Genomic DNA, 25819 nt, shown 5'->3' on the forward strand with positions numbered 1-25819 from the left:
CGCTCGGATGTCGCTCCACTCAAATCAACACTGGTGGTCAAGAAAATGAAGTTTACCTCTTACTGGCTGGACACATCTCAGCCGTTCAATGAAGGATCGTCCAAACCGCTCGAAGGCCACTACGACGTGGCGATTGTGGGCGGCGGCCTGACCGGCTCCTCCGCCGCGCTGGCCCTTGCCAAAAAGGGCGCCAGGGTTGCCCTGCTGGAGGCCGAAACGATCGGCAACGCCGCGTCCGGCCGCAATGGCGGGATGTGCAACAACGGCTTTGCCCAGAACTATGCAATCATGGCTGGCAAGCACGGCAAGCCGGCCGCAAATGCTCTCTACAAGGCTTTCGACGCCGGCGTCGATATGGTCGAGCGGTTGGTGCAGGAAGAGAAGATCGACTGCAGCTTCTCCCGCGTCGGCAAGCTCAAGCTTGCCGCCAAGCCCGAACACTACGACATGCTGGCGCGCAGCCAGGAACTGCTGGCGGCCAATGTCGATCCCGAAACCAGGATGATCGCGCGCGAGGACCTGCGAACCGAAGTCGGCACCAACCGCTACCATGGCGGGCTGCTCTTTCCCAAGAGCGCGGGCATGCATGTCGGCCGGTTCGTCCGGGGCCTCGCGACCGCCGCTGCCCGGCGTGGCGCAGACGTCCATGAACGCTCGCCCGTCATGGCGATGCGCAAGGGTTCAGGCGGGCATGAGGTAACGACGCCAAAGGGCAAGATCGTCGCGCGGCAGGTCCTGTTGGCGAGCGGCATTTCCCAGGTTGGCCCGCTCGGCTGGATCCGCCGGCGCATGATCCCGGTCGGCGCCTTTCTGATCGTGACCGAGCCGCTGTCGCCCGACCACCTTAAGCGTCTCATGCCGACCGGGCGCATGATCGTCGACACGCGCAATCTCGTTGTCTACTGGCGGCTCACGCCAGACAATCGCCTTCTGTTCGGCGGGAGGGCGCGCTTTGCCGTGTCCAATCCTCAATCCGACGAAAAAAGCGGCCGGATACTCAAGGCGGCGATGGTCGAGGTCTTTCCGGAACTGGCCGGCACCCGCATCGACTACTGCTGGGGCGGCATGGTCGATATGACCCGCGATCGCCTGCCGCGCGCCGGAGAGCGCGATGGCATCTATTACTCAATGGGCTATAGCGGACACGGGACCCAGATGTCGACGTTGATGGGCACCATCATGGCCGACGTCATGGACGGGCACCCCGAGCTCAATCCCTGGAAGGATTTCGACTGGCCAGCGATCCCCGGTTATTTCGGGCGTCCCTGGTTCCTGCCGATTCTCGGCGCCTATTACCGCATGAAGGACCTTGTAGGGTGATGACGCCCCTCGAACACCTGTCCCGCAACGGCCACCTGGACAAGTTTTTCATCGACGGTCAATGGGTTGAGCCGAGCGGCACCGCGACGGGCGCCGTCGTCAATCCCGCCACAGAAGAGGTTGTGAGCCAGTTTCCGCTTGGAAATGGCGAGGACGTGGACGCGGCCGTTGCAGCGGCTCGCAGGGCATTCGCCACCTGGAGTCGGACCACGCCAGAAGACCGCGCGGGTCTGCTCGATCGCCTGCAAGCGCTGCTCGAGGCGCGCGGCGAACTGCTGGCTCAATGCCTGAGCCTCGAAATGGGCGCGGCGATCGGCTATGCGCGCAGCGCGCAGGTGCCGCTGGCGATCACCCATGTTAAGGTCGCTCGCGATGTGCTGACAGACTTTCGCTTCGTCAAGCAACGGGGGCAAACCGCCGTCACCCACGAACCGATCGGTGTCTGCGCCTTGATCACTCCGTGGAACTGGCCACTTTACCAGATCACCGCCAAGGTTTCGCCGGCGCTCGCTGCAGGCTGCACGGTCGTGCTGAAGCCGAGCGAGCTTTCTCCCTTGGACGCCCTGCTGTTTGCCGAGGCGATCGAGAAAGCCGGCTTCCCTGGCGGAGTTTTCAACCTCGTGCAAGGTGACGGTCCGTGCGTGGGGATGGGTCTCGCCTCCCATCCCGATGTGGATATGATCTCCATTACCGGGTCCACCCGCGCGGGCATTGCGGTGGCCCAGGCGGCAGCGACCACGGTCAAGCGTGTCGCGCAGGAGCTCGGCGGCAAGTCGCCGAACGTGATCCTGCCGGACGCAGATCTCGATCGCGCCGTTTCTCTGGGCGTAGCCGCCGCCTTCCGCAATCTCGGCCAGTCATGCAGCGCCCCGACGCGCATGATCGTGCCACGCGCGCTGCTCTCCGAGATCGAGGCAATCGCCAAAAGGGCCGCAGCCCAGATCGTAATTGGCGATCCTCTTTCGGAAGCCACAACTCATGGTCCAATCGCAAACCGTGCCCAATTCGACCGCATCCAATCCATGATCGGCGTCGGGATTTCTGAGGGCGCCAGGCTCCTCACCGGAGGACCGGGTCGTGCGCACGATCTGAACGTCGGGTTCTATGTGAGGCCGACTATCTTTTCCGACGTGCGCACGAGCATGCGCATTGCCCAGGAAGAGGTCTTCGGGCCCGTTCTCTGCATCATCCCCTACGACACAATCGAGGAGGCCGTCACCATCGCCAACGACACGGTCTACGGTCTGGGCGCCCATGTGCAGGGCGAGGATGTGGACGCCGTCAGGGAGGTGGCCTCGCGGATACGCTCCGGTCAGGTGCATCTCAATTACCCGGCCTGGGATCCGCACGCCCCGTTTGGCGGTTTCAAGCAGTCTGGAAACGGACGCGAATATGGGGTCGAGGGCATGTTGGAGTATCTCGAGGTCAAATCCATCCTCGGCTATTTCTAGGCGACATCTTCGCCAAGCACAGGGGCGCGCGCCCGTGGGCCGAGCCGAGCTCCTGGACCGGGCTCGCGTACGAACCTGGCAATTTGCCATGGCTCTGCGCCGCGCTGGCGATCTGCTGAGTAGCCGGTCGAGGCCCGGTAGCGAGGCTTGGTCGATCTAGGATGCCGTCGAAATTAGAAATGTCTGGCCGTAACGGTCCAGTCGATCAAGTCTGTACGGTTTCGTACATCGAATTGAACACAACCGTGGATAGATTACCATCGCCCTGGGCCGCGTACGGGGAGGGTTGGATGAGTAAGGTGCAGAGGATCAGTCCGGTAGTAGAGCAAGCAATCGCCGCAGTCCTCAATAGGGAGGATCGTGGTGACACCATCTCGATCACAGCGACATTAAAGGCAGCACGGCAAGCCGCCCCTTATCTGGTCGCATCCGACGAAGAGCTAACCGAGGCGATCGTCGAGGCAGCAACTGCCCTTGGCCTGTCCGTGGCTTTCGACAGCCGGGAATAGCCGCCGGCTCACCAGTTCTTGCTCGCTACCCTGGCGCGCTTACTGCGAGCCCACGCGATGACGCGTGCGTGCTCGTCCGCCATAGCCGCGCCGAAGCGGCAAGGCATCGCCGATGCCCTGCGCAGTGATTGCGTCCTTGTTATAGCCAGCATCGCCAACGAGCGCCCACACTGCTTGCGAAAGACGTTGGACAACGCTGCGCCAGCGAATGGCCTCTCGTGCCTTGCTGCGCCAAGACGGTCGGCGAAGGCAGGCCATCCCGGCTCCGATCAAGTGCCCTGCGCCAGCCGGTCCACCAAGGTTGCCGCGATCACCCTCGATGTCGTAGAGCCTATGGTGGGCGGTTAAAATTGGCGGAGAAGAATATATGCCAGAGCACCCGAAACTCGTCTCGACTGCCAAGTCGCATGGCGGCGCCCAGCATGTTTACTCTCATCTCTCAACGAGCTGCTCGTGCGAAATGACGTTTGCCATTTTCGTGCCTCCGCAGGCACGGGAACGGCGTTGCCCGGTGGTGTGGTACCTCTCCGGACTCACCTGCACCCATGCGAATGTAATGGAAAAAGGCGAATACAGACGTATTGCCGCCGAACTTGGCTTGATCGTTGTCTGTCCCGACACCAGCCCGCGTGGTGCCGACATTCCGGATGAAAAGGACAATTGGCAGTTCGGCAGCGGCGCCGGTTTCTACCTCGACGCGACGCAAGAGCCATATGCCAAGAACTATCGCATGTATTCCTATATCGTCGAGGAGCTGCCAGCTGTAATCGGGCGCGAATTTCCCGCCGATATGGCGCGCCAGTCGATCTTCGGCCATTCGATGGGCGGGCATGGCGCGCTGACGATCGCACTGAAAAATCCCGCACGTTTCAGGAGTTGCTCAGCATTTGCGCCGATCGTGCAGCCAAGCACAGCCGGCTGGTCGAAGCCGGCTTTCGAAAAATATCTCGGCCGGGATGAGGCCTCGTGGCGGCGCTACGACGCCACTTCGCTCATCGAGGATGGACACCGTTTCCCGGAATTCCTGGTCGATCAGGGAACATCAGACGGTTTCCTCCAGGAGGACCTCAGGCCTTGGCTGCTCGAAGACGCCTGCTCCAAAACCGGCATTCCGTTGAAATTGCGGATGCAGGACGAATACGATCACTCCTATTTTTTCATTTCGACCTTCATGCATGACCATATGACGTGGCATGCCGAACGGCTTTCACGAGGCTAAGGCCAGAGGAATAGGTCGGCAGTCAGGCGGGCTCGGTGACGACGCCGATACGCCGGTAGACGAATGGTCCGTCCTTCGAAGGAACCGCCGCAGCGCGCTGGGCTTCGTCGATCAGCATTGCCATGCGCGCATGGATCGGCGATTTCGCGCAAGCCGGGTCCGTCGCGGCGGCATCGCCGGCGATTGCCATAGCCTGGCAGCGGCAGCCGCCCCAATCGATCTCGCGCCGCTCACAGTTGCGGCAGGGCTCCTGCATCCAGTCCGTACCACGAAAGGCATTAAATGCCGGGGAATCGGTCCAGATCGCGGCCAGGCTGCGCGGTCCAAAACGCTCGAAGCTGAGCGACGGGATGGTCTGGGCAGCGTGGCATGGCAGTACGGTGCCGTCCGGCGTCACCATGAAGGCGTCGCGCGCCCAGCCGCCCATGCACGGCTTGGGATAGATGGCGAAATAATCCGGCGTGACGAAATCGATGTTCATGATGCCGGTGAGCCGTTCGCACGCCGCCGCGACGATCTCCGCCTGCCGGTCGACGGCAGCACGCTCGGGCATCAGTTGATCGCGATTGGTCAGCGCCCAGCCGGCGTACTGCACGTTGGCGATCTCGAGACGCTCCGCACCCAGCGAAAGGGCCAGATCGATGAATTCCGGTACCTCCTCGATGTTGTGGCGATGGATCGGCGCGTTGATGGTAAGCGGCAAGCCGGCCGCGCGAGCGCGCCGTGCCGTTTCCAGCTTCTTTTCGTGGCTGCCCCTGTGATTGCCGATGCGCTCGGTGGTCGCCGACCGTGCGCCTTGAAAGCTCAGTTGCAGATGGTCGAGTCCGGCTTCGGCAAATGCCTCGATGCGGCCATCCGCAATGCCGACGCCGGCGGTGATCAGGTTGGTGTAGACGCCGCGGGCCGAAAGCCCGGCGATCAATTGCTCGAGATCGCGACGCAGCGTCGGTTCACCGCCGGACAGATGCACCTGGAGAACGCCAAGATCGGCCGCCTGCGAGAACAGGTCGAGCCAACTCTGCGTGTCGAGTTCGCGATTGGCCTTCAGCAATTCGAGCGGATTGGAGCAATAGGGGCATTGCAGCGGGCAGCGATGCGTCAGTTCCGCCAGCATGCCGATCGGGGGGAGAGGGGGCTCGCTCATAGCTTCACCAGCAGCTTGTCCGACCATTCCTGCAGGAAGGCGACGACATCGGCCGCCACAGCCTCCTGTTCGGCGTCATAATCTGCGGCAAGGCCGGCAATGATGTGGCCGACCGTGGACCGTCCATCGCAGCGGCGCAATATGTCGAGGCTGATATCGTTTGGCCAGAACACCTTTTCGGGCGAAAGCACGGCGAACGCCTGGCGCACGGGGTCGTACTGTATGCGCACGTGCTTCGGCAGCGATGGAACCGACTGCGGCGACACCATGGCTCTTTCGCGCAGTGCCATCATTGGGCTGCCTCCGGACGGAAGGCGCCGGGCGGGATATTGCCCGGCTCGCCATAGGCGTGTTGAAGCGCGTCAAGCATGGCCCAGAGTATATCGCATTTGAACACCAGTGCATCGATCGCCTGCTGCTGGCGTTCCGCCGTGTCGGCATGTTCGAGCACATAGGCAAGAGCGAAGTCGGCGTCGCGCGAGGCCTGTTCTGGCCGTCGGCTGAAATAGGCCAGCGTGTCCTCGGTGATATAATCGTATCTGGCCAGCATCGCGGGTACCCGCTCGCCGATGATGAGCGGCGAGAACATCTCGGTCAGCGACGACGCGACCGCCTCTAGCAGGGTCCGGTTCGTGCAAAAGGAGAGGTAAGCGCCAACCGCGAAACGTGTCGCCGGCAGGGCCAGCCTCTCGCTCTTCACCGCGTCGGCATCGAGACCGAGCGAGGTCGCCAGGTGCAACCAGCGCGCAATACCGCCGCTCCAGCCGTTCTCGCCGTCATGATCCTCGATGCGTTTGCGCCAGGCGGCGCGAAACGCCGGATCCTCGGCATGTGCGAGGATCATAGCGTCCTTGCGTGGAATGACGGCCTGATAGCAATAGCGGTTCAGCGCCCAGGCCTGCATCTCGGTCTTCGACAGCGCACCGCTGGTCATCCTGTGATGGAAAGGATGGCGGTTGTGATAGCGCTCGGCACCGACCCGCCGCAGCACGGCTTCGAGCTCGCTGGAGGACAGGCCGTTGCTGGCTGCGTCGTGGAAATCACTCAAAGGTCCATCTCCATCCCGTCGCGGGCCACTTCCCAGCCAGCCGCTTTGACTGCTGCATGCTCGGCAGAATTCTCGTCCAGAACAGGATTGGTGTTGTTGATGTGGACGAAGACACGGCGGCCGATCCTCACATCGGCCAAGCCGGCGATCGACCCCGCGTCTCCCGACATTGCCAGATGCCCCATGCGCGCACCGGTCTTCTGGCCGACGCCGGCAGCAATCATCTCGTCGTCGGTGAAGACCGTGCCGTCGAACAGAAGGCATGCGGCATCGGCTAGACGCGTTCGCAGGTTCGCATCGATGCGGGCGCAGCCGGGGATGTAGAAGACGGAGCCGCGACTGCCGGCACCGGCGATTCGAACGCCGATCGTGTCGCCGGCATCGGAGCTGAAATTCGCATCCGGCTGGCCTCTTTCTTCGAGATAGAGGGCTATCTTCCCGGGCACGGGAAAGCTCTCGACAGCCACCCCAGTGTCGTGCCCGTCTGCATCGCAGATCGCCAGTTCTTGCGCCGGCGGCAAGATGCGTCGCGGCACGAGCGCCGGATCGAGGACATTGAAAATCGAATTCGCCTCCAGCGTTGCCAGAACCTGAGTCGTTGCATAGACAGCGAAAGGCTGCCGCTCACGCAGGCTGAGCAGGCCGGCGACATGATCGACATCGGCGTTGGTCAGCACCACCGCGCGAATAGGTGTCGAGCGCAGCGGCGCGTCGTGCGCGGGTTGCAATTCAGGCGTTGCCGCGATCTGCTGGCGAATGTCGGGCGACGCGTTGAACAGAACCCAGCCGAGCCCATCCGCCGACGCGGCGACACTTGATTGGGTTCGTGAATGCACGCCAGCTACCCCCGTGCGAGCCGCACGGCTCAGACGATAATTGCAGTTCCATTGCGGAAAGCCACCGCCTGCCGCCGATCCGATGATTCTCAAGCGCATGAAAACGCCCGCCCCGCGGCTTCTCTGACCAGCAGCCGATTTGCAGCCGCAAAAAACGTCCCGCCCGCTTTGCGTGCCTCAAACTCTTTCACGAAAATCCCATGCGGCAAGGGATGCGTGCCCCTGTTGCCAGGGACACGCACCTCTGCGGCCTACTTCTTGGGAGTAATTTCAGCAGGCAGATACCGCGAAATTTCAAAGCCCGCAGCAACCTGACACATGGTCGGTTTTGTCCAGCTCTTCTTCATAACATTTCTCCTCTTCTACCAGCCCGAAGGGGCCGATCCGGTGGTTAGCCAACCATTGCAGGGCACCGAAGCAATGGCTCGTCCATCACGTCTCAAAATGGACAAATGAAACACAAGGTTTTGAAAGGCCGAAAAACAAAACTATCGAAAGTAGCTGTAGTTCTCTTCAATTGTTCATCGCGTAGGTTATTTTCTCCTCCTGACCCATCCCAACTATTGCGTAATCGGATTGTCGTGCTCGTCGATCAGCGGCACATTGTAACCCAGCAGGAGCTTGGTGATCTCCGCCTGGTTTTCCCTGATCACCCGGTTGAGCGTCCGCTTCCATTCCTGGTCGGACGGACGTACGCCCATGGTGATGCGGTAGGACATGCGCGAGCCGGTTTTTTCCTTCAGCAGCGGAACAATGGTGACATCGGCTCCGAGTTCCCTGGCATAGTAACCTGCCATCGGCCCCCACAGGGCCGCCGCGTCAATCTTGCCGGCGAGCATGTCCTTGATCATGACCTCCCCTATGGAAGGGGTGACGCGCGTATCCACCGCCAGCGGGTAGATCTTGGCGGTCCGCAGAAGCTTGTTGGTGGCCATGTTGGCGGTTGGCGGCGTGCTTTCGACGACGCCGATTCTCTTGCCGGAAAGTTTCGGGTCTTCGATCGTCTCGACGCCTTCCATGCCGTTGCCTTTCGGGTATACGAGCACATAGGCGGAGCGGTAGTAGGCATTGGTGTTCTGCACCAGTTCATCACCTTGGGCGTAGCCCATGATGATGTCGCATCGGTTGGCCCCCAGCGTGTTGCGCACAAAGCCGGTAACATTGGGAAACCACGTGTAAGCGACTGATTTCCGCCCCGTGTTCTTGGCAACCAGTTCAGCCAGCTTGTTTTCGAAGCCTTGGCCGCTCTTGTCGGTAAAGGGCATGTTCGAGGGATCGGCGCAGACGCGCAGAATGTCAGGATCGACCAGTTCGCCCGCAGCGCCAAGCCCGGCATTTTGCGCCAGAACGTTCGACGGCAGCAAGGCGAGCGCGCCGAGGATCGGCAGAACGACGCGCAGCTTCGATGCAGTGCAGCCGGTCATATCATCCACCCATGCAGGATGCTTCGGCATCCTTGGCTGCCTGAGCCTTGTTTTCGTGCTTAGGCGGCCTGCCGCGGGGTGCCGCGCCATCGGCGCGAGCGCGCAGATAGACGTAGAGATCGTCCAGGTAACAATAGACGTTCTTGTTGTCGCCAAAGGCAGGCATGACATTTTCCTTGCCGCCGCCGACATTCTTGCGGCCCTCGGCGACGATCGACAGGAACGTGGCGTAATCCATGTTCTTCAGGCTATTAGCCAGGGCAGGCGCATAGCTCGAACCTGTGGCGTCCTGTCCGTGACAGACATGGCAATCTGAGTGATACCGGCGATACCCGCTGAAGGTGTACCAATCGACGGTTCCGTTTTCGATCTTGTAGGTCGGATTTCCGTCCGCATCTAAATATTTGCCTCCTTCTTGCTTCACCGCCTTGGCTTTTTCCATGCTGTCTTCGGCCCGTGCCAGACTTGAGCTGGCCAGAGGCAGCAGGATCAGGGCGAGAGCGGAAACTGCAATGCGAACGATCATTCAGACTCTTCCTTCATTTGCCAGAAACCCTGGCTGCCGTCGTGCAGCGGCATTGATCGGTGTTGGGTGCGCGGCGCAATCGAGAGCCCGGTTCCCGGCTTCGGGTGACCCGGGCTCTCGTTTTCGATCCTAGTCGTTAGGCTCTTCCGGTTATCAGTCCGGGAGGCCGAAGACGGTGAGTTGGCCGCCCAGCGTCGTATAGTCGGCAAGTGCAGCGTAACCGCCGACAGCACCCAGACCGGCGGTTCCAACGACTGCGGTCTGGTCGCCCTGCGCACGGCCCTGATCAACGGCGCCATGCCAGGCAGCGGCATTATCGGGCGAAAGCAGGCCACCTGCCAGACCGATACCGGCCCATCCACCGACGCCGGACAGAACGGCGATGTACTGCTTGCCGTCATGCTCGTAGGTCGTGATGTTGCCGATGATGCCGGACGGGGTCTTGAACTTGTAGAGTTCCTTGCCGTCCTTATCGACCGCCTTGATGTAGCCTTCGAGGGTACCATAGAAGACGACGTCGCCATCTGTCGCCAATGCGCCCGACCACACCGAGAACTGCTCGGGCTTCGACCAGACGATCTCACCCTTGGCTGCATCCCAGGCAATGAAGTTGCCCATGTTACCGTCACCGCCAGGCGCCGCATACATCGACACGGTAGCGCCCACATAGGGCTGACCGGCGGTGTAGCTCACTTTGTAAGGCTCATAGTCCATGCAGACATGGTTGGTCGGCACGTAGAACAACCCGGTCTTCGGCGAGTAGGCGGCCGGCTGCTGGTCCTTGGTTCCAAGCGCGGCCGGGCAGATTCCGGTCGAGTTGGTGTCTTCGCCGTTCTGCTGGGTCGAATACTTGGCGACGACCTGCGGGCGGCCATACTGGTCGCTCTTGGGATCCATGTTGACTTCCGTCGCCCAGTTCACTGCCGGATCGTATTTTTTGGCGACGAGAAGTTCGCCGGTGGCTCGATCCATTGTGTAGGCAAAGCCGTTGCGGTCGAAATGCACCAGCACGTCGTGCTTGGCGCCGTTGACCTCCATGCCATCGACGAGAATCATCTCGTTGATGCCGTCATAGTCCCACTCGTCATGCGGGGTCATTTGGTAGAGCCATTTGGCAACACCGGTATCCGCATCGCGAGCCATGATTGTCATGGACCAGCGATTGTCGCCTGGGCGCTGGACCGGGTTCCACGTCGAGGGATTGCCGGTGCCGTAGTAGACGAGGTTCAGCTTGGGATCATAGGAATACCATCCCCATGTCGTGCCGCCGCCCGTCTTCCACTGTTCGCCTTCCCAGGTGTTCGTGCCGGAATCCTTTCCGACAGGCTTGCCGAGATGGGTCGTCTTCTCGGGATCGAGAAGGGTGTCTGCATCAGGACCTTCCGAATAGGCTTTCCAGGCGAGCTTGCCGTCTTTCAGATTGTAGGCGGCTAGCCAGCCGCGAACACCGAATTCAGCACCGGAGACGCCCACGAGCACCTTGTCCTTGATGACTACGGGTGCCGACGTGCCGGATTCGCCCTTCCCGCCGTCGGTCTGGTCGCCGTTTTTGACGGACCACACCACCTTGCCGGTCTTGGCATCGAGCGCGACGACGGTGGTGTCGGCCTGGTTGAGAATGATCTTGCCGTCACCATAGGCAACACCGCGATTGACCGTGTCGCAGCACATGATTGGAATGACGTTCGTGTCCTGCTTGGGCTCGTATTTCCACAGGATCTTCCCGTCGTTCTTGAGGTCGAGAGCAAAGACGTTGTTTGGGAAAGGCGTGTGGACATACATCACGTCGCCGATGATCAGCGGCCCGCCTTCGTGACCGCGCAGCACGCCGGTGGAAAAGCTCCATTTGACCTGCAGGTTCTTCACATTATCCGCAGTGATCTGGTTGAGTTTGGAATAGCGGGTGTTGGCGTAGTCACCCGTCTGCATCGCCCAGTTCTTCGCATCCGATGCGAGCTTTGCAAGGTCTTCATTGGCCGAAGCCGTATAGGCAGCGCCGAGCGATAAAAACGCCGCGGTCGTCAGAATGTAGGTAGTTTTCGCAAGTACACGCATCCAAAATCCTCCCGGGTTCACAGTGAAGAATCGACCGTCAAGCCCCACAAGGGCTTGCCCAAGCAATTCATGTTGGGAAGTTATTTTCCGGCAGCTGTCACGACCTACCCCGAAGCAGAGGGCACCGTTACCGCCCGCCCCCCTTGGTCTTCGAAAGACTGCCGCCGCTCCCTGATGACGGTGGCGCTCTTGAAGCCGGAAACAGGAAAAAGCTATGTCATCGTAAAAGGCCAGGCAAGCAAAAACCTACAAAGCGTGGTTGCGCTGCAATATCGATATGGTGCGATGCAATATTTAGAAACAATTAAAATAAGCATCGTGCGAGAAACTAATAGGAGGATGATCGCCAGCCGCGATATATATAGCAACCATATTGTTCTCGTATTATATAGGTGATACACATTTGACTTTATTTCGATATATTCCACGGGGCACCTCCGAGTAAGTATGCGTGCGTCTCGCTGGCTGCCGATAGTGAGCGAAGCATGAAATGAACGTGTGAAGGAGGGTGCGCAGCGGGTCATGAAGCTGGCTCTTGTCGGTCGATAGGGCATTCCTCCTTTGGTCCTATACGCAGGCCATGGGAGCTTGACTGGCTTTGCGGTACGTCGCCAATTGGCGCGATGATCCCGTCTGGATGCATGGTGTCCAGGCCAACTGGAGGTTCCTCATGATAAGGTCTGTTGGATCTCTCACCTTGCCGCTGGCCTTTGCGGCGCTGGCCTTTGCGAACTCGGCCAACGCCGCGGGAGACTACCCGACGGCAACGATTGCCGACTACGTGCTCGGCTGCATGCAAACAAATGGCCAGACACGTCAGGCGCTTGAAAGCTGTTCCTGCTCGATCGATGTTATCGCCTCGATCCTTCCTTACGATAACTATGAGAGGGCGGAGACCTTCAAAAGCATGTCGTTGACGACAGGGGAGGCGGCTGGGTTGTTTCGCGAAAGCGCGCCGGCGAAGGCGGCGCGCACCGAACTGAAACGCGCGCAGGCGGAAGCTGACATACGTTGCTTTTAGTCAGGCGGAACAGGCACGTGTGGCCGTGCGCCTCACAGTCCCGCTGTTTCCATCGGCCAATGGCCGCGAAATACCTTGCCATCCGTGATACCTTGCCATCCGTGTCTGTCGCCTCCACACGGATTTCGCCTTTGCCATCCGCCGTGATCAATTCATCCACGCCCTGGAAAGCAAAGACGTTGTCGGCGACTTTCCTGATCTTGAATTCAAGGCCGCCGGCAGCGGCGAGAGCGGTCCGCCCGAGGCAACAAAGGCAGTACCGCGGCGCTGACCGCGGTGCAGCCGTTCACAAGCTTGCGTCGTACCCTGTCGATCGGCATGTCTCCTCCGATATGCATTCCGAACGGCAAGGCGATCAGGCCACACCCGGAAATTTTTGCTGGAACGACCGCAAAAGGTCGCTCATCACCTGTGGATTGCGATGTTGCCGCGGCAATCTTACGTCGAACATGCGAACCAGGAATGCCGATCAAATCGCTCGTTCCCTGCTCGGAAAGGCACATTTCCAGCGCACGACCTTGAGCCTCGGATGTTCCTGAGACCATTTTGCGATCTCGGCGGGCGCCAGGAACATGCATTGGAACAGAGAGCCGCGGCTCTCGAAATAGAGATGTTCATCTCGGCAATTGCCCGGATTGGCGCTAAGGCACACCGTTAATATGAGATCGACCATGTCCATTTGGCACTTATCGTCGCCTGCGCGGCGAACTCTCCAGAGTTCGTGCTTTGGAGTTGCAGCGGATTCCTGAAGGTGCCCAAACAGCAAACCGGCTGGAGTGAGGCTACGTGTTCGGCCAATAGGCGTCAATAATGTGAACCGCGTGTCGCTACGCGCTTCCCCTTCGCGCAGTCGGAAAACGAAACAGGACCTTTGTACGATTGACTTCCTTCATCGGCAGTCTAGCTTTTCGAGGCGTGCAGGTGCTGCCAGTCCGAGGAGGAAGGACGAACGTTTGCTCCCCCCCGTAAAAGCGGATGCCGCGGTCAAGGCATCGACACGCGTAAATTGTCCGGGGCACTCACACGATCAATGAGGAAATGCCATGCGCGCAGTCGCATTTTTCGCCGCCGTCTCCGTCGCCACCTTTGTCACCGCCCAGTCTCAGGCCCAGGATGCCGCGGCGGGTGAGAAGGTCTTCGCCAAATGCAAGGTCTGCCACGTGGCAGACAAGGACCAGAACAAGATCGGTCCGTCCTTGAACGGCGTCATCGGCCGAACGGCCGGGACGCATCCGGGGTTCAGCTATTCCAAGGCCATGACCGAGGCCGGCAAGTCCGGCGTCAAATGGGATGAGGCCACGTTGACCACCTACCTTCACGATCCGAAAGCGATGGTCAAAGGAACGAAGATGGCGTTTGTCGGCCTCAAGAAAGACGAGGACATCGCCAATGTCATTGCCTACCTGAAGCAATTCTCCAAATAACGCTGTACCGCCGGCCATTTTGACTGCGGACGGCCGGCGTTGGCCTGGGTCTTGCGCTTGGGGTCACGCAGCGTCTTGCAGCCTCTGCATCGCGGACGGCAGATCGAACAGGCTGTCGCAAACGAGGTCGGCGCCAAGCTCTTCAACGGGAATTTGGCTGTATCCGCCACGCAGCAGAATGACTGCCATGCCGGCGGCGCGGGCGGCGGCCACGTCGGCGCCGCTGTCTCCGACCATCAGCGTGTCACGAGGTTCGACCTGAAGCTGGTCGAGCGCCAGCAACAGCGCGTCTGGCGCCGGTTTCAAGTATGTCACCGCGTCTCCGCCGACGATCGCGCCGAGATATTCCGTCAGCCGAAAATGCAGCAGGATTTCGCGAGCCGCCAACTGCGGCTTGTTGGTCACCACGCCCATGGCTATTCCGCTCAAATGCAAGTGCGTGAGAACTTCCCTGACGCCAGGCATCAGCCTCGTGCGGCCGGTCAGATGCCTGCGATAGATCGGCGCCATGACGCGGTTGGCCTCATCGAGCGCGCGGCCGAGGAGCGGCGTGCCGGAAGCCGCGAAGGCTCGTTCGACCAGTTTCCTGATGCCGCCGCCGATCATGGACTTGACCTGATCCAGACGCAGCGGCGGCAGATCGCGGCCGGCCAGCAATTCGTTGACGGCGGCCGTTATATCAGGCGCCGAATCGACCAGCGTGCCGTCGAGATCGAACAGGATCGCCTTGGGCGACCCAAACGGCCTGCCTGCGCCGACGTTCATGCAGCATCCTTCCACTTGATCGAACAGCCGATCGAGGCGATCTGGTCGAGTGGTCCGTCGCCGGTTCGGGCAACCTGCTTCATCGCCTCGAACAGGTCGCGCCTCAGCCTGGGCGATTCGGCGTCGCGTCGCGACGCGTCCAGCCGGCCGCGATATTGCAGCGTCAACTCGCTGTTGAGCCCGAAGAAATCCGGGGTGCAAACGGCTCCGTAGGCACGCGCCACCGTCTGGCGCTCGTCGTGGAGATAGGGGAAAGTGAAGGCGTTCGTGCTGGCGAAGAGCTTCATATTGTCGAAGGAATCATCCGGATAGGCCCCGGCATCGTTTGAGTTGATCGCGACAAAGCCGATGCCTTCGGCCTTGAGGTCGTTGGCGTCGCGCACCATGCGTGAAATCACCGCCTTCACATAGGGGCAGTGGTTGCAGATGAAGGCCACCACCAACCCGTTCGGGCCGGCGTGGCTTAAGATCGAATGCGATGTGCCGTCGACGCCGGGCAAAACGGCGTCGATGGCTCGCCAGCCGAAATCGCAGACAGGTGGAATTGCCGCCATATTTGCCCTCCGATGAAACGGTTTTATGCAGCTTTCCGAATCGCCCCGTCGGCCGCCTGCCTGATGGCGCCGATATTGGCGCAATAGGCCGCCTCGGTGCCGCCCTTAAAGATGGCCGAGCCGGCGACCAGCACATTGGCGCCGGCCGCGGTGACCAGCGGAGCGGTTTCGGGCGTGACGCCGCCGTCGATCTCGATGTCGATCGGACGATGGCCGACCAACGCCTTGACACGCCTGACTTTGTCGACGACTGCCGCAATGAAGGCCTGGCCGCCGAAGCCCGGATTGACCGTCATCAGAAGCACCAGATCGAGCCGGTCGAGCACATATTCGATGACGCTTTCCGGCGTTGACGGGTTCAGCGACACGCCGGCCTTCTTGCCGAGATTCCTGATTGCCTGCAGCGAACGGTCGAGATGCGGTCCGGCCTCGGCATGCACTGTAATGATGTCGCAGCCGGCGTCGGCGAAGGCGCCGAGATAGGCGTCGGCCGGCGCGATCATCAGGTGGCAGTCGAAGACCTTGTCCGTTCGATTACGGATCGCCTTGACCACCGGCGGACCGAAGGTGATGTTGGGCACGAAATGGCCATCCATCACATCGAGATGGATCCAATCGGCACCCGCCCGGACGACCGCTTCGACCTCGTCGCCGAGCCGCGAGAAGTCCGCGGAAAGCACCGAGGGCGCGATGATTGTCTTGGTATCCATGGTCGTAGGCTCCCATTCTGTCGTCCGTTTCCGGTCGCTGCACACCAACCGGCGTCGTCTCGTCAGCGCGCCTTCGTCTCCGGTTCGCCTTCGAGCTTACCTTCGGCGAATACGCGGCTGCCGCGAATATCGGATTCCTCGATGGTGATAAGGTCGGCTTTCGTCAACGCCCGGTCGCGCGATGCGAAAAGCCGGCTGGCCTGGCGAAGCCGCGCCCGGTCGAGGCCATTGCGGACCGAACGGGCGTTCGAGAAATGCGGCAGTCGCATGCGGATCGGGAGATACTCTTCGAGCGCCTTGGCCGCCGCTTCGCTGAGACGGTAATTCTGTTCCGCCAGCATGATCTCGGCGATCGATTTGAGTTCGCTGACGCCGTAGTCGGGAAAATCGAGGTGATGGGCGATGCGCGAGCGCATGCCGGGATTGCTGTCGAAGAAGCGGTCCATCTTGTCCTTGTAGCCGGCAAGAATCACAACCAGATCGTCACGGTTGTTTTCCATGCATTGCAGCAGGATTTCGATCGATTCCTGGCCGTAGTCGCGTTCGTTCTCGGGCTTGTAGAGATAGTAGGCCTCGTCGATGAAAAGCACCCCGCCCATGGCGCGCTTGATCACGTCGCGGGTTTTGGGCGCGGTGTGGCCCACATATTGGCCGACGAGATCGTCGCGCGTCACCGCGACCATGTGCCCTTCGCGGACATAACCGAGACGATGCAGGATTTCGGCCATTCTGAGCGCCACGGTAGTCTTTCCGGTACCGGGATTTCCCGTAAAGTTCATGTGCAGCGTCGGCGCGCCCGAGGTCAGGCCGAACTTGCGGCGAAGCCGGTCGACCAGGAGCAGCGCGGCGATCTCGCGGATGCGGTTCTTGACAGGTTTCAGGCCAACGAGTTCGCGGTCGAGCTTTTCCATCACCTCGTCGATGTTGGATGCCTCGAACTCGGCCTGCAGATCCACCGATTCGCCCTGCGCGGCAGCGCCCTTTGCTATCGCGTCCAGCATGGTTTCGCCTAGCTCCGCTCGCCTTCGGGCCTGTCGGTCGCATAAGGCACGATCGAATAGCCCTGGCTGCGCCCGTCACGCTCCTGGCGCAGCAGCCGGAACCCGGGTTCATTGGGCGGCCGGTTGACGATGAATGACATGCGCGGCGCTTCCCAGCCCTTGGTCGAATCGAAGGCGGTGACCCGGACATACATGTTCGGCATGGCTTTCCGGCAATTGTTGACTTCAAGCAGGATGCCCGCCGGGTCCCTCAGGTCGAACATCGGGTTGCCGTACATTTCCCAATAGGTGTTTCGCGGATGCGGATCGTCGGTGTATTCGACGCTGACCGCCCAGTGGTTTTTCAGCGCGTATTTGATCTGCGCCGAAATCTGCTCATCGGTCAGCTCGGGCAGGAACGAAAACTGTCCCTGCGTGACCTTGTTTCCGGGATTGGTCATCATGGCGACGGTTCCTTTCGTCTAGAAGCTCGGCGTTGCGGTTGGCACAAAGTCGGCCGTGTCGGTCGATTCGTAGTTGAAGGTGACGTCCTTCCACGTCTCCAGGGCCGCCTTGAGCGGCGTGCACCATCTGGCCGCCTGTTCGAGGATTTTGGTCCCTTCGCGCAGATAGTCGCGGCCCTCGTTGCGGGCGAGGATCATCGCCTCCAACGCGACGCGATTGGCCGTCGCGCCGGCCTGGATGCCGTCCGGATGGCCGATCGTGCCGCCGCCGAACTGCAGGATAACGTCCTCGCCGAGATAATGGATCAACTGGTGCATCTGGCCGGCATGGATGCCGCCCGAGGCGACGGGCATCACCTTGTTGAGCGAGGCCCAGTCCTGATCGAAGAACAGCCCGGTTTCGAGGTTCTGCGGCGTGCGCTCCTCGCGCAGCGTGTCATAAAACCCCTTGATCATAAGCGGGTCGCCTTCCAGCTTGCCGACCACCGTGCCGGCATGGATGTGATCGACGCCGGCCATCCGCATCCATTTGCAGATGACGCGAAAATTCATGCCGTGGTTCTTCTGGCGCGAATAGGTCGAGTTGCCGGCCCGGTGCAGGTGCAGGATCATGTCATTGCGGCGTGCCCACTTGGCCATCGACTGGATCGCCGTATAGCCAATGACGAGGTCGATCATGACGATGCAGGAGCCAAGCTGTTTTGCAAATTCGGCGCGCTCGTACATCTCCTCCATCGTGCCGGCGGTGACGTTGAGATAATGGCCCTTGACTTCGCCGGTGGCGGCCGACGCCTTGTTCACAGCCTCCATGCAGTAGAGGAAACGGTCGCGCCAATGCATGAAGGGCTGCGAGTTGATGTTCTCGTCGTCCTTGACGAAGTCGAGGCCACCCTTCAGCGCCTCGTAGACGACGCGGCCGTAGTTGCGGCCTGACAGGCCAAGCTTCGGCTTCGTCGTCGCGCCGAGCAGCGGCCGGCCGAACTTGTCGAGCCGCTCGCGTTCCACCACGATGCCGGTCGCCGGGCCCTGGAAGGTTTTGAGGTAAGCCACCGGGATGCGCATGTCCTCGAGCCGCAAGGCCTTGACGGCCTTGAAGCCGAACACGTTGCCGATGATCGATGCAGTCAGGTTGGCGATGGAGCCGGGCTCGAACAGGTCGAGGTCGTAGGCAATATAGGCGAAGTACTGCTGCTCGATCCTGGTGCCTGGACCTGTGTTCGGCACCGGCTCGGATTTGAACGCCTTGGCGCGGTAGAGCTCGCAGGCGGTCAGCCTGTCGGTCCACACCACGGTCCATGTCGCGGTAGAGGATTCACCGGCGATGGCGGCGGCCGCCTCCTCGTGGTCGACGCCGGGCTGCGGCGTGATCCGAAACATAGCGATCAGGTCGGTCTCCTTTGGCCGGTAGTCCGGCTCCCAGTAGCCCATCTTCTTGTAGGGGATGACGCCCGACCGGTAGCGTTCCTTGCCTTCCTTGAGCGTGCCTGCTGACGGCATGTCGATCTTGTTCATGGCAGGTCTCCTGTTTGCCGCTCAGGCGGCTTTCGCGGTTGCGATATGGGGGTCTAGCTTTCCTGCGGCGTAACGTTTCGCCATCTCATCCATCGCGATCACCCTGATCTTCGACGCATGGCCTGCGGTGCCGAAGCGTTCGAAGCGATCGCGGCAAAGGTCGCGCAGGGCGTCCATGGCGGGTTTCAGGAATTTACGCGGATCGAATTCGCGCGGGTCCTCCGTCGCGACGCGGCGGAACTGTCCGGCCATGGCCATTCTGCAATCGGTGTCGATGTTGACCTTGCGCACGCCGTATCGGATGCCGCGCTCGATCTCCTCGACCGGGACGCCAAAGGTCTGGGGCATCTCGCCGCCATAGTTGTTGATGATGTCCTGCAGTTCCTGCGGCACGGAGGAAGAGCCGTGCATGACCAGATGCGTGTTGGGCAGTTTTTCGTGGATCGCCTCGATCACCTGCATGGCCAGGATGCCGCCGTCGGGCTTGCGGCTGAATTTGTAGGCGCCGTGTGAGGTACCGCAGGCGATCGCCAGCGCGTCGACCCGGGTGGCGGTCACGAAGTCGACCGCCTGATCGGGATCGGTCAAAAGCTGGTCGTGGGAAAGCGCACCTTCGGCGCCGTGCCCGTCCTCGGCCTCGCCCTGGCCGGTTTCGAGCGAGCCGAGCACGCCGAGCTCGCCTTCGACCGAAGCGCCTACCCAGTGCGCCATGCGTGCGACACGTTCGGTGATGGCGACGTTGTAATCGTAGCTCGCCGGCGTCTTGGCATCCGCCATCAGCGACCCGTCCATCATCACCGAGGTGAAGCCGTGGCGGATCGCCGACAGGCAGGTGGCTTCGTTGTTGCCGTGATCCTGATGGATGCATAACGGAATGGCCGGATGGATTTCGGTCAAAGCCTCCATCATCTTGGCCAGCATGATGTCGTTGGCATAGGAACGGGCGCCGCGCGAGGCCTGGATGATGACCGGCGCATCGCAGGCCCTGGCGGCCTCCATGATGGCGAGGCCCTGCTCCATGTTGTTGATGTTGAATGCCGGCACCCCGTAGCCGTGCTCGGCGGCATGGTCGAGAAGCTGGCGAAGGGTGATGCGGGCCATGGTCGTCCTCCTAGATGATGAGCTTCAGCGCCGCTGCCGCGACGGCTTCGGGCGTGATGTCGAAATGCCGATAGAGATCCGGGGCAGGGGCGCTGGCGCCGAAACCGGCCATGCCGATGAAAGTGCCGGTGTCGCCGATCCAGCGGTCCCAGCCGAGCCGTGCTGCGGCTTCGATGGCAATGCGCGGCGCTGAGCCGAGGACGGCTTTGCGGGTGCCGGCGTCCTGTTCCTCGAAAAGCTCCCAGCACGGCATCGAGACAACCGCGGCGGCGATGCCGTGCTCGGTCTCCAGCCGTTCGGCGGCGGCAACCGCGATTTCGACCTCCGAGCCGGTGGCGATCAGCGTCACCGCGCGGTGCCCGGCTGGCTCGCGCAGGATGTAGGCGCCCCGGCTCGACCGGTTCTCGTCGCTGTCTGTCTGGCGCAGCATCGGCAGGTTCTGGCGCGAGAGCACCAGCACGCTCGGCCGGTTCTCGCTCTTCAGGGCCAGTTCCCAGCACTCCGCCGTTTCGATGATGTCGGCCGGACGGAAGACGTTGAGGTTCGGCGTGGCCCGCAGCATCGCCAGGTGCTCGACCGGCTGGTGGGTCGGGCCGTCCTCGCCGAGACCAATGGAATCATGCGTCATCACATAAATCACGCGCTGGCCCATGAGCGCCGAGAGCCGCATCGCGCCGCGCGCATAGTCGGCGAAGCACAGGAACGTGCCGCCATAAGGCACGAAGCCGCCATGCAGTGCGATCCCGTTCATGGCTGCGGCCATGCCGTGCTCTCGGATTCCATAGTGGATGTAGCGGCCTGCGTAGTCGCCCGGCGCGATGCGGTTCATACCCTTGGTGATCGTCAGGTTCGAATGCGTCAGATCGGCGGAGCCGCCGACGGTCAGTTCGGTTGCGCCATTGATCGCAGCGAGTGCCATTTCCGAGGCTTTTCGCGTTGCAACCTTGGTCGCCTTCCCGACATGCTCCTTGCGGAAAGCGCCGAGCGCTTCGAACACCGCGTCGGGCAGGGCGCCGGCGACCGCGCTCTCGAAAGCCTGCCGCCGTGGCGAGGCGGCAAGCCGCTGCTCCCAGGCGCGGCGTGCCGCTTGCCCGCGCTCGGCAATGTCGCGCCAAGCGAAAAGGATATCGTCCGGCACCTCGAACGGCGCGTAGGCCCAGCCGATGTTTTCGCGCGTCGCGGCGATCTCCGCATCGCCCAGCGGCGCGCCATGCGTCTTTTCCGAACCGCCCAGATTGGGCGCTCCCTTGCCGATCACCGTGCGGCAGGCGATCAGGGACGGCTGGTCCGATTGCTGCGCCGCTTCGATTGCCGCCGCAACGGTTTCGGTGTCGTGGCCGTTCACCGACTGGACCTGCCATCCAGCGGCTTTGAAACGTGCCGGCTGGTCCACCGATGTCGACAGCGAAGTCGGTCCGTCGATCGAGATCGCATTGTCGTCCCAAAAGACGATCAGCCGGGAGAGCTTCAGGTGACCGGCAAGATCGATCGCCTCGTGGCTGATGCCTTCCTGCAGGCAGCCGTCGCCGGCGATCGCGTAGGTGAAATGGTCAACGAGATCTGCGCCGTGGCGGGCAGCAAGCATGCGCTCCGCCAGCGCCATGCCGACAGCGGTCGAAATGCCTTGTCCAAGCGGGCCGGTCGTCGTCTCGATGCCAAGCGCATGGCCATATTCCGGATGTCCGGCGGTGCGGCTGCCCAGCTGGCGAAACCGCTGCAACTCCTCGATCGGCATGTCTTCAAAGCCTAGCAGGTAATGCAGCGCATACTGCAGCATCGAGCCGTGCCCGGCCGACAGCACGAAGCGGTCGCGATCGGGCCAGTTGGGGGCCGACGGATCGATATTGATAAAGCGGCTGAACAGCACCGTTGCGACATCGGCCATGCCCATCGGCATGCCCGGATGACCGGAATTGGCCTTTTGGACGCTGTCCATCGCCAGTGCGCGAATGGCGTTGGCCATATCGCGTTCCGAGACGGCGGCGACGGGCTTCAGTGCTGCTGCTTGGCTGTTCATGGCGTCCTCCTCACGACACACGGTTCTTGCGTTCGATCAATTGCAGGATGAGCGGCGTCAGGATCAGCTGCATGGCAAGGTCGAGCTTGTTGCCGGGCACCACTATGGAATTCGGCCGCGACATGAACGAGTCGTGGATCATCGAAAGCAGGTAGGGGAAATCGATGCCGCGGGGGTTGGCGAAGCGGATGACCAGCATCGATTCGTCGGGCGTCGGAATCCAGCGCGCGATGAATGGATTGGACGTGTCGACGATCGGCACGCGCTGGAAGTTGATGGCGGTCTGCGAAAACTGCGGGACGATGTAGCGGACATAGTCCGGCATGCGACGCAGGATCACGTCCATCACTGCCTCGGTGGAATAGCCGCGCGTTGCGCGGTCGCGATGGATCTTCTGGATCCATTCGAGATTTATGACCGGCACCACGCCGATCTTGAGGTCCGCGTGCCTGGCCAGGTTGATCTTGTCGGTGACGACGCAGCCATGCAGGCCCTCGTAGAAGAGCAGGTCGCTCGGCGGAAATTCGCGCCATTCGGTGAAATGTCCCGGCGGCGTGCCGTACTGCTTCTCCTCATCCTCGTCATGGATGTAGGTGCGGGTCTTTCCGGTTCCCCGGCGGCCATATTCCTCGAATACCTCTTCGAGGATTGCCAGTTCATTGGCCTCGGCGTGGAAGTGGGTGAAGTTCGGATTGCCTGCCTTTTCCTCCTCGGCCACCTTCGCCTTCATCGTGGCGCGGTCGTAGCGATGAAAGGCATCGCCTTCGATGAAGGCGGCCCCGATGTTCTCGCGCCGGAAGATCAGCTCGAAGATGCGCTTGACAGAGGTAGTGCCTGCGCCCGACGACCCGGTGATGGTAATGATGGGGTGCTTTGCCGACATGGTCTTCAGGCCCTGAAAAGGCCGCGGCGGCTGAACAGCGGCGCGCGCTCGCCGATGGCGCTCGGCTCGGTGTGGTAGCGGGTGATACGCGCGACTTCCCGCGCCGATCCGAAAACCATGGGCACGCGCTGGTGCAGGCTCTCGGGTTCGATTTCGAGGATGCGGGTGATCGTATCGGTGGCGGCACCGGCCGCCTGTTCGACGAGATAGGCGATCGGGTTTGCCTCATAAACGAGGCGAAGCCGCCCCTGCCTGTAGCCCTTGCGCTTGTCGCCCGGATACAGGAATACGCCGCCGCGCATCAATATGCGGTAGCAGTCCGCGACCAGGGAGGCGATCCAGCGCATGTTGAAGTCCTTCTCGCGGGGGCCTTCGGTGCCTTCGAGGCAGTCGTCGATGTAGAGCCGTACCGCCTCATCCCAGTGCCGGTAGTTGGCCGCGTTGATGGCGAACTCCTGGGTACGCTGGGGGATGACCCGGCTCTCGTAGGCCTGGACGAAGGTGCCGAGCCTGGCCGAGAGAACGAAGACGTGCGTGCCGCTGCCGAGAGACAGAACGAGCGCCAGCTGAGGCCCGTAGATGAAGAAACCGGCGCCCAGCTGGTTCACCCCTGCCTGCAAGAACGAGACGGCCGGATTCGCATCCGGCGCGCCAATTGCGGGGAGAAGCGAGAAGATCGTTCCAATCGACACGTTGGTGTCGATGTTGGAAGAGCCGTCGAGCGGGTCGATGGCGATGGCAAGAGGCGCTTGCGGGTCGAGGAGCACCGGCTGCTCCAGTTCCTCGGAAGCGTAGAGCGCGACCGGAGCGTGGCGCATGGCATCGAGAAAGATGTCGTCGGCGAAGACATCGAGATCCTTCTGAACATCGCCGTCAGCATTGGCGCCACGGGTTCCGGCAAACGCGGTACCGAGTACCCCTTGATTGATGGTGTTGCGGATCGTGGTGGCCGCCTGCGTCAGCCGACGGACGGTCATGACGACCGCGGCGCGCAGTTCGTTCGGCTCGCCGAGATAGGAGTTCAGAAAAGCGTCGAGCGTTGCCGCTGGCATCGTAACCTCCCGATCCAGCCGCCTCTCCTCGGGTCGGCCGGATTGGGGAATGAAAACAAACGATGCTGGATAAGTAAAATTCAATAACTTTACTTTGGCACTAAAAAAAATTTAGTATGCTGCATGAGAAACCTCACGCTCAAGCAGTTCAAGACCGTTCAGGCAATCGTCCGCCACGGGAAAATCGTCAGTGCGGCCAGGGTGTTAGGCCTGTCTCCTCCAGCGGTGACGATCCAGTTGCGGCAGGTTGAGGAAGAGTTCCAGCTGGCCTTGTTTGACCGGACGGCGGACGGTATGCGTCCCACTGCCGCAGGTCTTGCCTTCGTCGAGACCGCACAGGCCATCGAGGAGCGGCTTCGTCTGCTCGAAGACAAGATGGATGCGATCAAGGGCGTGCGCGCCGGCAGCTTGCGACTCGGTGTCGTTTCCACGGCCAAATATTTCGCACCGCGGCTGATGGCTGCCTTCATGAAGGAACATCCCGACATTGACATGCGGCTTGCCATTGGTAATCGCGCCGAGACGATCGACAATCTGAAGAATCACGACATCGACATCGCGCTGATGGGACGCCCGGCGAAGGAAGTCCCGGTGCGTGCCTCGGTCTTCGGCGATCATCCGCTGGTCATCATCGCGCCGCCGGACCACCCGCTGGCCTCGGTGCGCGAGATATCCAAGGAGCGGATCGCCCAGGAACATTTCCTCATTCGCGAGTCCGGCTCCGGCACGCGCATCTCGCTGGAAATATTCCTGAGCGACGTGCCTGGCCGCATCGACGATCTCGGCGTCGAGATGGGCTCGAACGAGACGATCAAACAGGCGGTGATGGCCGGGCTCGGCATCGCCTTCATCTCTGCCCACACCATCGCCGCGGAAATCGAGGCTGGCCGGCTGGTCATCCTCGACGTTGTCGGCATGCCGATCCGCCGGCAATGGTTTTCGGTGATGCGCAGCGATCACGCGATCTCGCCGGCGATGGCGACCTTCCACGATTTTCTGATGCGCAAGGGCGCGATGTACCTGCCGCTGTTCGGCAAGCTCTATCCGCACGAGGAACCGAACACTAGAGGCCGCGCGAGTTAGGGCGCGCGGTCCAGGCAAACGCTTTTCACAAACGATGGCGTGCGTCAGCTACTGATCGGCTGTGACCTGTAGACCGATGTTCATGAGCCGAGGATCGGGAGGCATCGCTGGTGGCACGCATTTGCGGAGCCGAGGCGACTGCCATCCAAGCGGTGAGGGCCACGGGGTGCGCACCGCGTTCACGGAACGGGTGGGCTTTGACTGAGCTTCTGCTAGCCTACAATTGGTTCGGCGACAGCTTCTTCGAGGCCAGCTGCCGCTTGGTTGGCAAGACCGCGGGCCGCTGCTTGTGAATCGTAAAATTCCTCAAGTGCATAGACTCTGCCCCACCGCAGGGTGAACACGTGGAGACCACGGTTGACGTACGACGCGTCGCCATTGAGCAGCGTTGCGGTGCCGTCCCACTGGGCAAACACGGTGGTATGCCACGGCCAGCCCTTCACCCAGATGTGGTTGACCGTGAGATGGAGATTGGGCAGGACGCGGCCGAGGCGCTCAAACCAGCGGCGCATGGCTTCTTTGTCGTGGCGCTCACCACCAAGCGCGTGGGCGCCGGAAACGCGGTGATGCACATGCGGCGCGAGTGCCTTCACCGCCTCATCCCAGCGATGGTTGTTGACGTGGTCGAAGCTGTCTCGGATCGATTTCTCGACAAAATAACTGTATAGCATTTGACCTCTCCTCAAGCTTATTCGATGGCGCGATCGAAGGCACCGTGGCG

Annotated in this window: 27 protein-coding genes; 8 read left to right on the forward strand and 19 right to left on the reverse strand. The window is 61.5% G+C overall.

The annotated features are described in order from the left end of the window. Positions 1–45: 45 nt before the first annotated feature. The 4 genes from NKH23_RS19950 (at position 46) to fghA (ending at position 4499) form a co-directional block, all read left to right on the forward strand. A complete protein-coding gene (locus NKH23_RS19950) occupies positions 46–1320 on the forward strand; it encodes an NAD(P)/FAD-dependent oxidoreductase (RefSeq protein ID WP_352718822.1) in 1275 nt (424 codons plus the stop codon). Further along, complete coding sequence (locus tag NKH23_RS19955; RefSeq protein ID WP_353035225.1) at positions 1317–2771, forward strand: aldehyde dehydrogenase family protein; 1455 nt, start codon at positions 1317–1319, stop codon at positions 2769–2771. Before NKH23_RS19950 ends, NKH23_RS19955 begins: the two co-directional genes overlap by 4 nt. A 290-nt stretch (positions 2772–3061) precedes the next feature. Further along, positions 3062–3280, forward strand: coding sequence for a hypothetical protein (locus NKH23_RS19960; protein ID WP_352718824.1), 219 nt, complete (start codon positions 3062–3064; stop codon positions 3278–3280). 367 nt (positions 3281–3647) lie between these two features. Continuing rightward, the gene (fghA, locus tag NKH23_RS19965) at positions 3648–4499 is read left to right on the forward strand and encodes an S-formylglutathione hydrolase (RefSeq protein ID WP_352718825.1); all 852 of its coding nucleotides are present in this window, start codon (positions 3648–3650) and stop codon (positions 4497–4499) included. Between the two features lie 22 nt (positions 4500–4521). Here the strand turns inward: fghA and pqqE are convergent, their stop codons facing one another. From pqqE to NKH23_RS20000, 7 genes are all read right to left on the reverse strand, one after another. After that, positions 4522–5643, reverse strand: a complete 1122-nt coding sequence (gene pqqE / locus NKH23_RS19970) for a pyrroloquinoline quinone biosynthesis protein PqqE (protein WP_352718826.1) — start codon at positions 5641–5643, stop codon at positions 4522–4524. After that, positions 5640–5936 carry a pyrroloquinoline quinone biosynthesis peptide chaperone PqqD gene (pqqD, locus tag NKH23_RS19975; RefSeq protein ID WP_352464196.1) on the reverse strand — a complete coding sequence of 99 codons (297 nt, stop codon included), beginning with the start codon at positions 5934–5936 and terminating at the stop codon, positions 5640–5642. The genes pqqE and pqqD overlap by 4 nt, the downstream gene beginning before the upstream one ends. Beyond that, the gene (gene pqqC, locus NKH23_RS19980; RefSeq protein WP_352718827.1) at positions 5933–6691 is read right to left on the reverse strand and encodes a pyrroloquinoline-quinone synthase PqqC; all 759 of its coding nucleotides are present in this window, start codon (positions 6689–6691) and stop codon (positions 5933–5935) included. Before pqqC ends, pqqD begins: the two co-directional genes overlap by 4 nt. After that, a complete protein-coding gene (pqqB, locus tag NKH23_RS19985; protein WP_352718828.1) occupies positions 6688–7626 on the reverse strand; it encodes a pyrroloquinoline quinone biosynthesis protein PqqB in 939 nt (312 codons plus the stop codon). The genes pqqC and pqqB overlap by 4 nt, the downstream gene beginning before the upstream one ends. A gap of 461 nt (positions 7627–8087) precedes the next feature. After that, positions 8088–8951 carry a substrate-binding domain-containing protein gene (locus NKH23_RS19990; protein WP_352718829.1) on the reverse strand — a complete coding sequence of 288 codons (864 nt, stop codon included), beginning with the start codon at positions 8949–8951 and terminating at the stop codon, positions 8088–8090. A gap of 1 nt (position 8952) precedes the next feature. Continuing rightward, entirely contained in the window at positions 8953–9477 is a 525-nt protein-coding gene (locus NKH23_RS19995) for a c-type cytochrome, methanol metabolism-related (RefSeq protein ID WP_352718830.1), read from the reverse strand. A 153-nt stretch (positions 9478–9630) separates the two neighbouring features. Further along, complete coding sequence (locus NKH23_RS20000) at positions 9631–11532, reverse strand: methanol/ethanol family PQQ-dependent dehydrogenase (protein WP_352978108.1); 1902 nt, start codon at positions 11530–11532, stop codon at positions 9631–9633. 69 nt (positions 11533–11601) lie between these two features. On the opposite strand from NKH23_RS20000, the gene NKH23_RS20005 reads away from it, so the two are divergent. Both NKH23_RS20005 and NKH23_RS20010 read left to right on the forward strand, forming a co-directional pair. Further along, positions 11602–11928 carry a hypothetical protein gene (locus tag NKH23_RS20005; RefSeq protein ID WP_352978110.1) on the forward strand — a complete coding sequence of 109 codons (327 nt, stop codon included), beginning with the start codon at positions 11602–11604 and terminating at the stop codon, positions 11926–11928. 274 nt (positions 11929–12202) lie between these two features. Next, positions 12203–12553, forward strand: a complete 351-nt coding sequence (locus NKH23_RS20010; protein ID WP_353035229.1) for a hypothetical protein — start codon at positions 12203–12205, stop codon at positions 12551–12553. Positions 12554–13022: 469 nt separating this feature from the next. On the opposite strand, the gene NKH23_RS20015 is transcribed toward NKH23_RS20010, so the two are convergent. Continuing rightward, positions 13023–13232, reverse strand: coding sequence for a hypothetical protein (locus NKH23_RS20015; protein WP_352978113.1), 210 nt, complete (start codon positions 13230–13232; stop codon positions 13023–13025). A 364-nt stretch (positions 13233–13596) separates the two neighbouring features. Between NKH23_RS20015 and NKH23_RS20020 the strand changes: the two genes are divergently transcribed. Further along, complete coding sequence (locus tag NKH23_RS20020; RefSeq protein WP_292654913.1) at positions 13597–13977, forward strand: c-type cytochrome; 381 nt, start codon at positions 13597–13599, stop codon at positions 13975–13977. A gap of 63 nt (positions 13978–14040) precedes the next feature. Here NKH23_RS20020 and gph read toward each other — a convergent pair whose 3' ends face one another. The 10 genes from gph to NKH23_RS20070 all read right to left on the reverse strand — a co-directional run bounded on the left by gph (position 14041) and on the right by NKH23_RS20070 (position 24015). Next, positions 14041–14742 carry a phosphoglycolate phosphatase gene (gene gph / locus NKH23_RS20025; protein WP_353017022.1) on the reverse strand — a complete coding sequence of 234 codons (702 nt, stop codon included), beginning with the start codon at positions 14740–14742 and terminating at the stop codon, positions 14041–14043. After that, complete coding sequence (locus tag NKH23_RS20030) at positions 14739–15296, reverse strand: thioredoxin family protein (RefSeq protein ID WP_353017025.1); 558 nt, start codon at positions 15294–15296, stop codon at positions 14739–14741. Before NKH23_RS20030 ends, gph begins: the two co-directional genes overlap by 4 nt. Positions 15297–15319: 23 nt before the next feature. Continuing rightward, the gene (gene rpe, locus NKH23_RS20035) at positions 15320–16006 is read right to left on the reverse strand and encodes a ribulose-phosphate 3-epimerase (protein ID WP_352978119.1); all 687 of its coding nucleotides are present in this window, start codon (positions 16004–16006) and stop codon (positions 15320–15322) included. Between the two features lie 62 nt (positions 16007–16068). Beyond that, positions 16069–17007 (reverse strand): CbbX protein, encoded by a 939-nt coding sequence (gene cbbX, locus NKH23_RS20040; protein WP_352978121.1) that lies wholly within the window; start codon positions 17005–17007, stop codon positions 16069–16071. 8 nt (positions 17008–17015) lie between these two features. Further along, positions 17016–17450 carry a ribulose bisphosphate carboxylase small subunit gene (locus tag NKH23_RS20045; protein ID WP_023678835.1) on the reverse strand — a complete coding sequence of 145 codons (435 nt, stop codon included), beginning with the start codon at positions 17448–17450 and terminating at the stop codon, positions 17016–17018. A gap of 18 nt (positions 17451–17468) precedes the next feature. Then, entirely contained in the window at positions 17469–18962 is a 1494-nt protein-coding gene (locus tag NKH23_RS20050; RefSeq protein ID WP_376705236.1) for a ribulose-bisphosphate carboxylase large subunit, read from the reverse strand. A gap of 21 nt (positions 18963–18983) precedes the next feature. Next, the gene (fba, locus tag NKH23_RS20055; protein WP_352507750.1) at positions 18984–20063 is read right to left on the reverse strand and encodes a class II fructose-bisphosphate aldolase; all 1080 of its coding nucleotides are present in this window, start codon (positions 20061–20063) and stop codon (positions 18984–18986) included. 10 nt (positions 20064–20073) lie between these two features. Next, positions 20074–22080 carry a transketolase gene (gene tkt / locus NKH23_RS20060; protein ID WP_352978123.1) on the reverse strand — a complete coding sequence of 669 codons (2007 nt, stop codon included), beginning with the start codon at positions 22078–22080 and terminating at the stop codon, positions 20074–20076. A gap of 10 nt (positions 22081–22090) precedes the next feature. Further along, positions 22091–22963, reverse strand: coding sequence for a phosphoribulokinase (locus NKH23_RS20065; RefSeq protein WP_023678839.1), 873 nt, complete (start codon positions 22961–22963; stop codon positions 22091–22093). A gap of 5 nt (positions 22964–22968) precedes the next feature. Next, positions 22969–24015, reverse strand: a complete 1047-nt coding sequence (locus NKH23_RS20070) for a class 1 fructose-bisphosphatase (RefSeq protein WP_352978125.1) — start codon at positions 24013–24015, stop codon at positions 22969–22971. Between the two features lie 123 nt (positions 24016–24138). On the opposite strand from NKH23_RS20070, the gene NKH23_RS20075 reads away from it, so the two are divergent. Continuing rightward, positions 24139–25098 carry a LysR family transcriptional regulator gene (locus tag NKH23_RS20075; RefSeq protein ID WP_352978127.1) on the forward strand — a complete coding sequence of 320 codons (960 nt, stop codon included), beginning with the start codon at positions 24139–24141 and terminating at the stop codon, positions 25096–25098. Between the two features lie 212 nt (positions 25099–25310). Here NKH23_RS20075 and NKH23_RS20080 read toward each other — a convergent pair whose 3' ends face one another. Then, a complete protein-coding gene (locus NKH23_RS20080) occupies positions 25311–25769 on the reverse strand; it encodes a nuclear transport factor 2 family protein (protein WP_352464226.1) in 459 nt (152 codons plus the stop codon). Between the last annotated feature and the right edge of the window lie 50 nt (positions 25770–25819).

This window comes from Mesorhizobium sp. M1328 (assembly GCF_040318075.1).
Taxonomy (GTDB): Bacteria; Pseudomonadota; Alphaproteobacteria; order Rhizobiales; family Rhizobiaceae; genus Mesorhizobium.

Bases quoted from the DNA above. Each gene is read 5' to 3' on its own strand.
- NKH23_RS19950 (WP_352718822.1), top strand. From the start codon at position 46: ATGAAGTTTACCTCTTACTGGCTGGACACATCTCAGCCGTTCAATGAA.
- NKH23_RS19960 (WP_352718824.1), top strand. From the start codon at position 3,062: ATGAGTAAGGTGCAGAGGATCAGTCCGGTAGTAGAGCAAGCAATCGCC.
- fghA (WP_352718825.1), top strand. From the start codon at position 3,648: ATGCCAGAGCACCCGAAACTCGTCTCGACTGCCAAGTCGCATGGCGGC.
- pqqE (WP_352718826.1), bottom strand. From the start codon at position 5,643: ATGAGCGAGCCCCCTCTCCCCCCGATCGGCATGCTGGCGGAACTGACG.
- pqqD (WP_352464196.1), bottom strand. From the start codon at position 5,936: ATGATGGCACTGCGCGAAAGAGCCATGGTGTCGCCGCAGTCGGTTCCA.
- pqqB (WP_352718828.1), bottom strand. From the start codon at position 7,626: ATGCGCTTGAGAATCATCGGATCGGCGGCAGGCGGTGGCTTTCCGCAA.
- NKH23_RS19990 (WP_352718829.1), bottom strand. From the start codon at position 8,951: ATGACCGGCTGCACTGCATCGAAGCTGCGCGTCGTTCTGCCGATCCTC.
- NKH23_RS19995 (WP_352718830.1), bottom strand. From the start codon at position 9,477: ATGATCGTTCGCATTGCAGTTTCCGCTCTCGCCCTGATCCTGCTGCCT.
- NKH23_RS20000 (WP_352978108.1), bottom strand. From the start codon at position 11,532: ATGCGTGTACTTGCGAAAACTACCTACATTCTGACGACCGCGGCGTTT.
- NKH23_RS20005 (WP_352978110.1), top strand. From the start codon at position 11,602: ATGTTGGGAAGTTATTTTCCGGCAGCTGTCACGACCTACCCCGAAGCA.
- NKH23_RS20010 (WP_353035229.1), top strand. From the start codon at position 12,203: ATGATAAGGTCTGTTGGATCTCTCACCTTGCCGCTGGCCTTTGCGGCG.
- NKH23_RS20015 (WP_352978113.1), bottom strand. From the start codon at position 13,232: ATGGACATGGTCGATCTCATATTAACGGTGTGCCTTAGCGCCAATCCG.
- NKH23_RS20020 (WP_292654913.1), top strand. From the start codon at position 13,597: ATGCGCGCAGTCGCATTTTTCGCCGCCGTCTCCGTCGCCACCTTTGTC.
- gph (WP_353017022.1), bottom strand. From the start codon at position 14,742: ATGAACGTCGGCGCAGGCAGGCCGTTTGGGTCGCCCAAGGCGATCCTG.
- NKH23_RS20030 (WP_353017025.1), bottom strand. From the start codon at position 15,296: ATGGCGGCAATTCCACCTGTCTGCGATTTCGGCTGGCGAGCCATCGAC.
- rpe (WP_352978119.1), bottom strand. From the start codon at position 16,006: ATGGATACCAAGACAATCATCGCGCCCTCGGTGCTTTCCGCGGACTTC.
- cbbX (WP_352978121.1), bottom strand. From the start codon at position 17,007: ATGCTGGACGCGATAGCAAAGGGCGCTGCCGCGCAGGGCGAATCGGTG.
- NKH23_RS20045 (WP_023678835.1), bottom strand. From the start codon at position 17,450: ATGATGACCAATCCCGGAAACAAGGTCACGCAGGGACAGTTTTCGTTC.
- NKH23_RS20050 (WP_376705236.1), bottom strand. From the start codon at position 18,962: ATGAACAAGATCGACATGCCGTCAGCAGGCACGCTCAAGGAAGGCAAG.
- fba (WP_352507750.1), bottom strand. From the start codon at position 20,063: ATGGCCCGCATCACCCTTCGCCAGCTTCTCGACCATGCCGCCGAGCAC.
- tkt (WP_352978123.1), bottom strand. From the start codon at position 22,080: ATGAACAGCCAAGCAGCAGCACTGAAGCCCGTCGCCGCCGTCTCGGAA.
- NKH23_RS20065 (WP_023678839.1), bottom strand. From the start codon at position 22,963: ATGTCGGCAAAGCACCCCATCATTACCATCACCGGGTCGTCGGGCGCA.
- NKH23_RS20070 (WP_352978125.1), bottom strand. From the start codon at position 24,015: ATGCCAGCGGCAACGCTCGACGCTTTTCTGAACTCCTATCTCGGCGAG.
- NKH23_RS20075 (WP_352978127.1), top strand. From the start codon at position 24,139: ATGAGAAACCTCACGCTCAAGCAGTTCAAGACCGTTCAGGCAATCGTC.
- NKH23_RS20080 (WP_352464226.1), bottom strand. From the start codon at position 25,769: ATGCTATACAGTTATTTTGTCGAGAAATCGATCCGAGACAGCTTCGAC.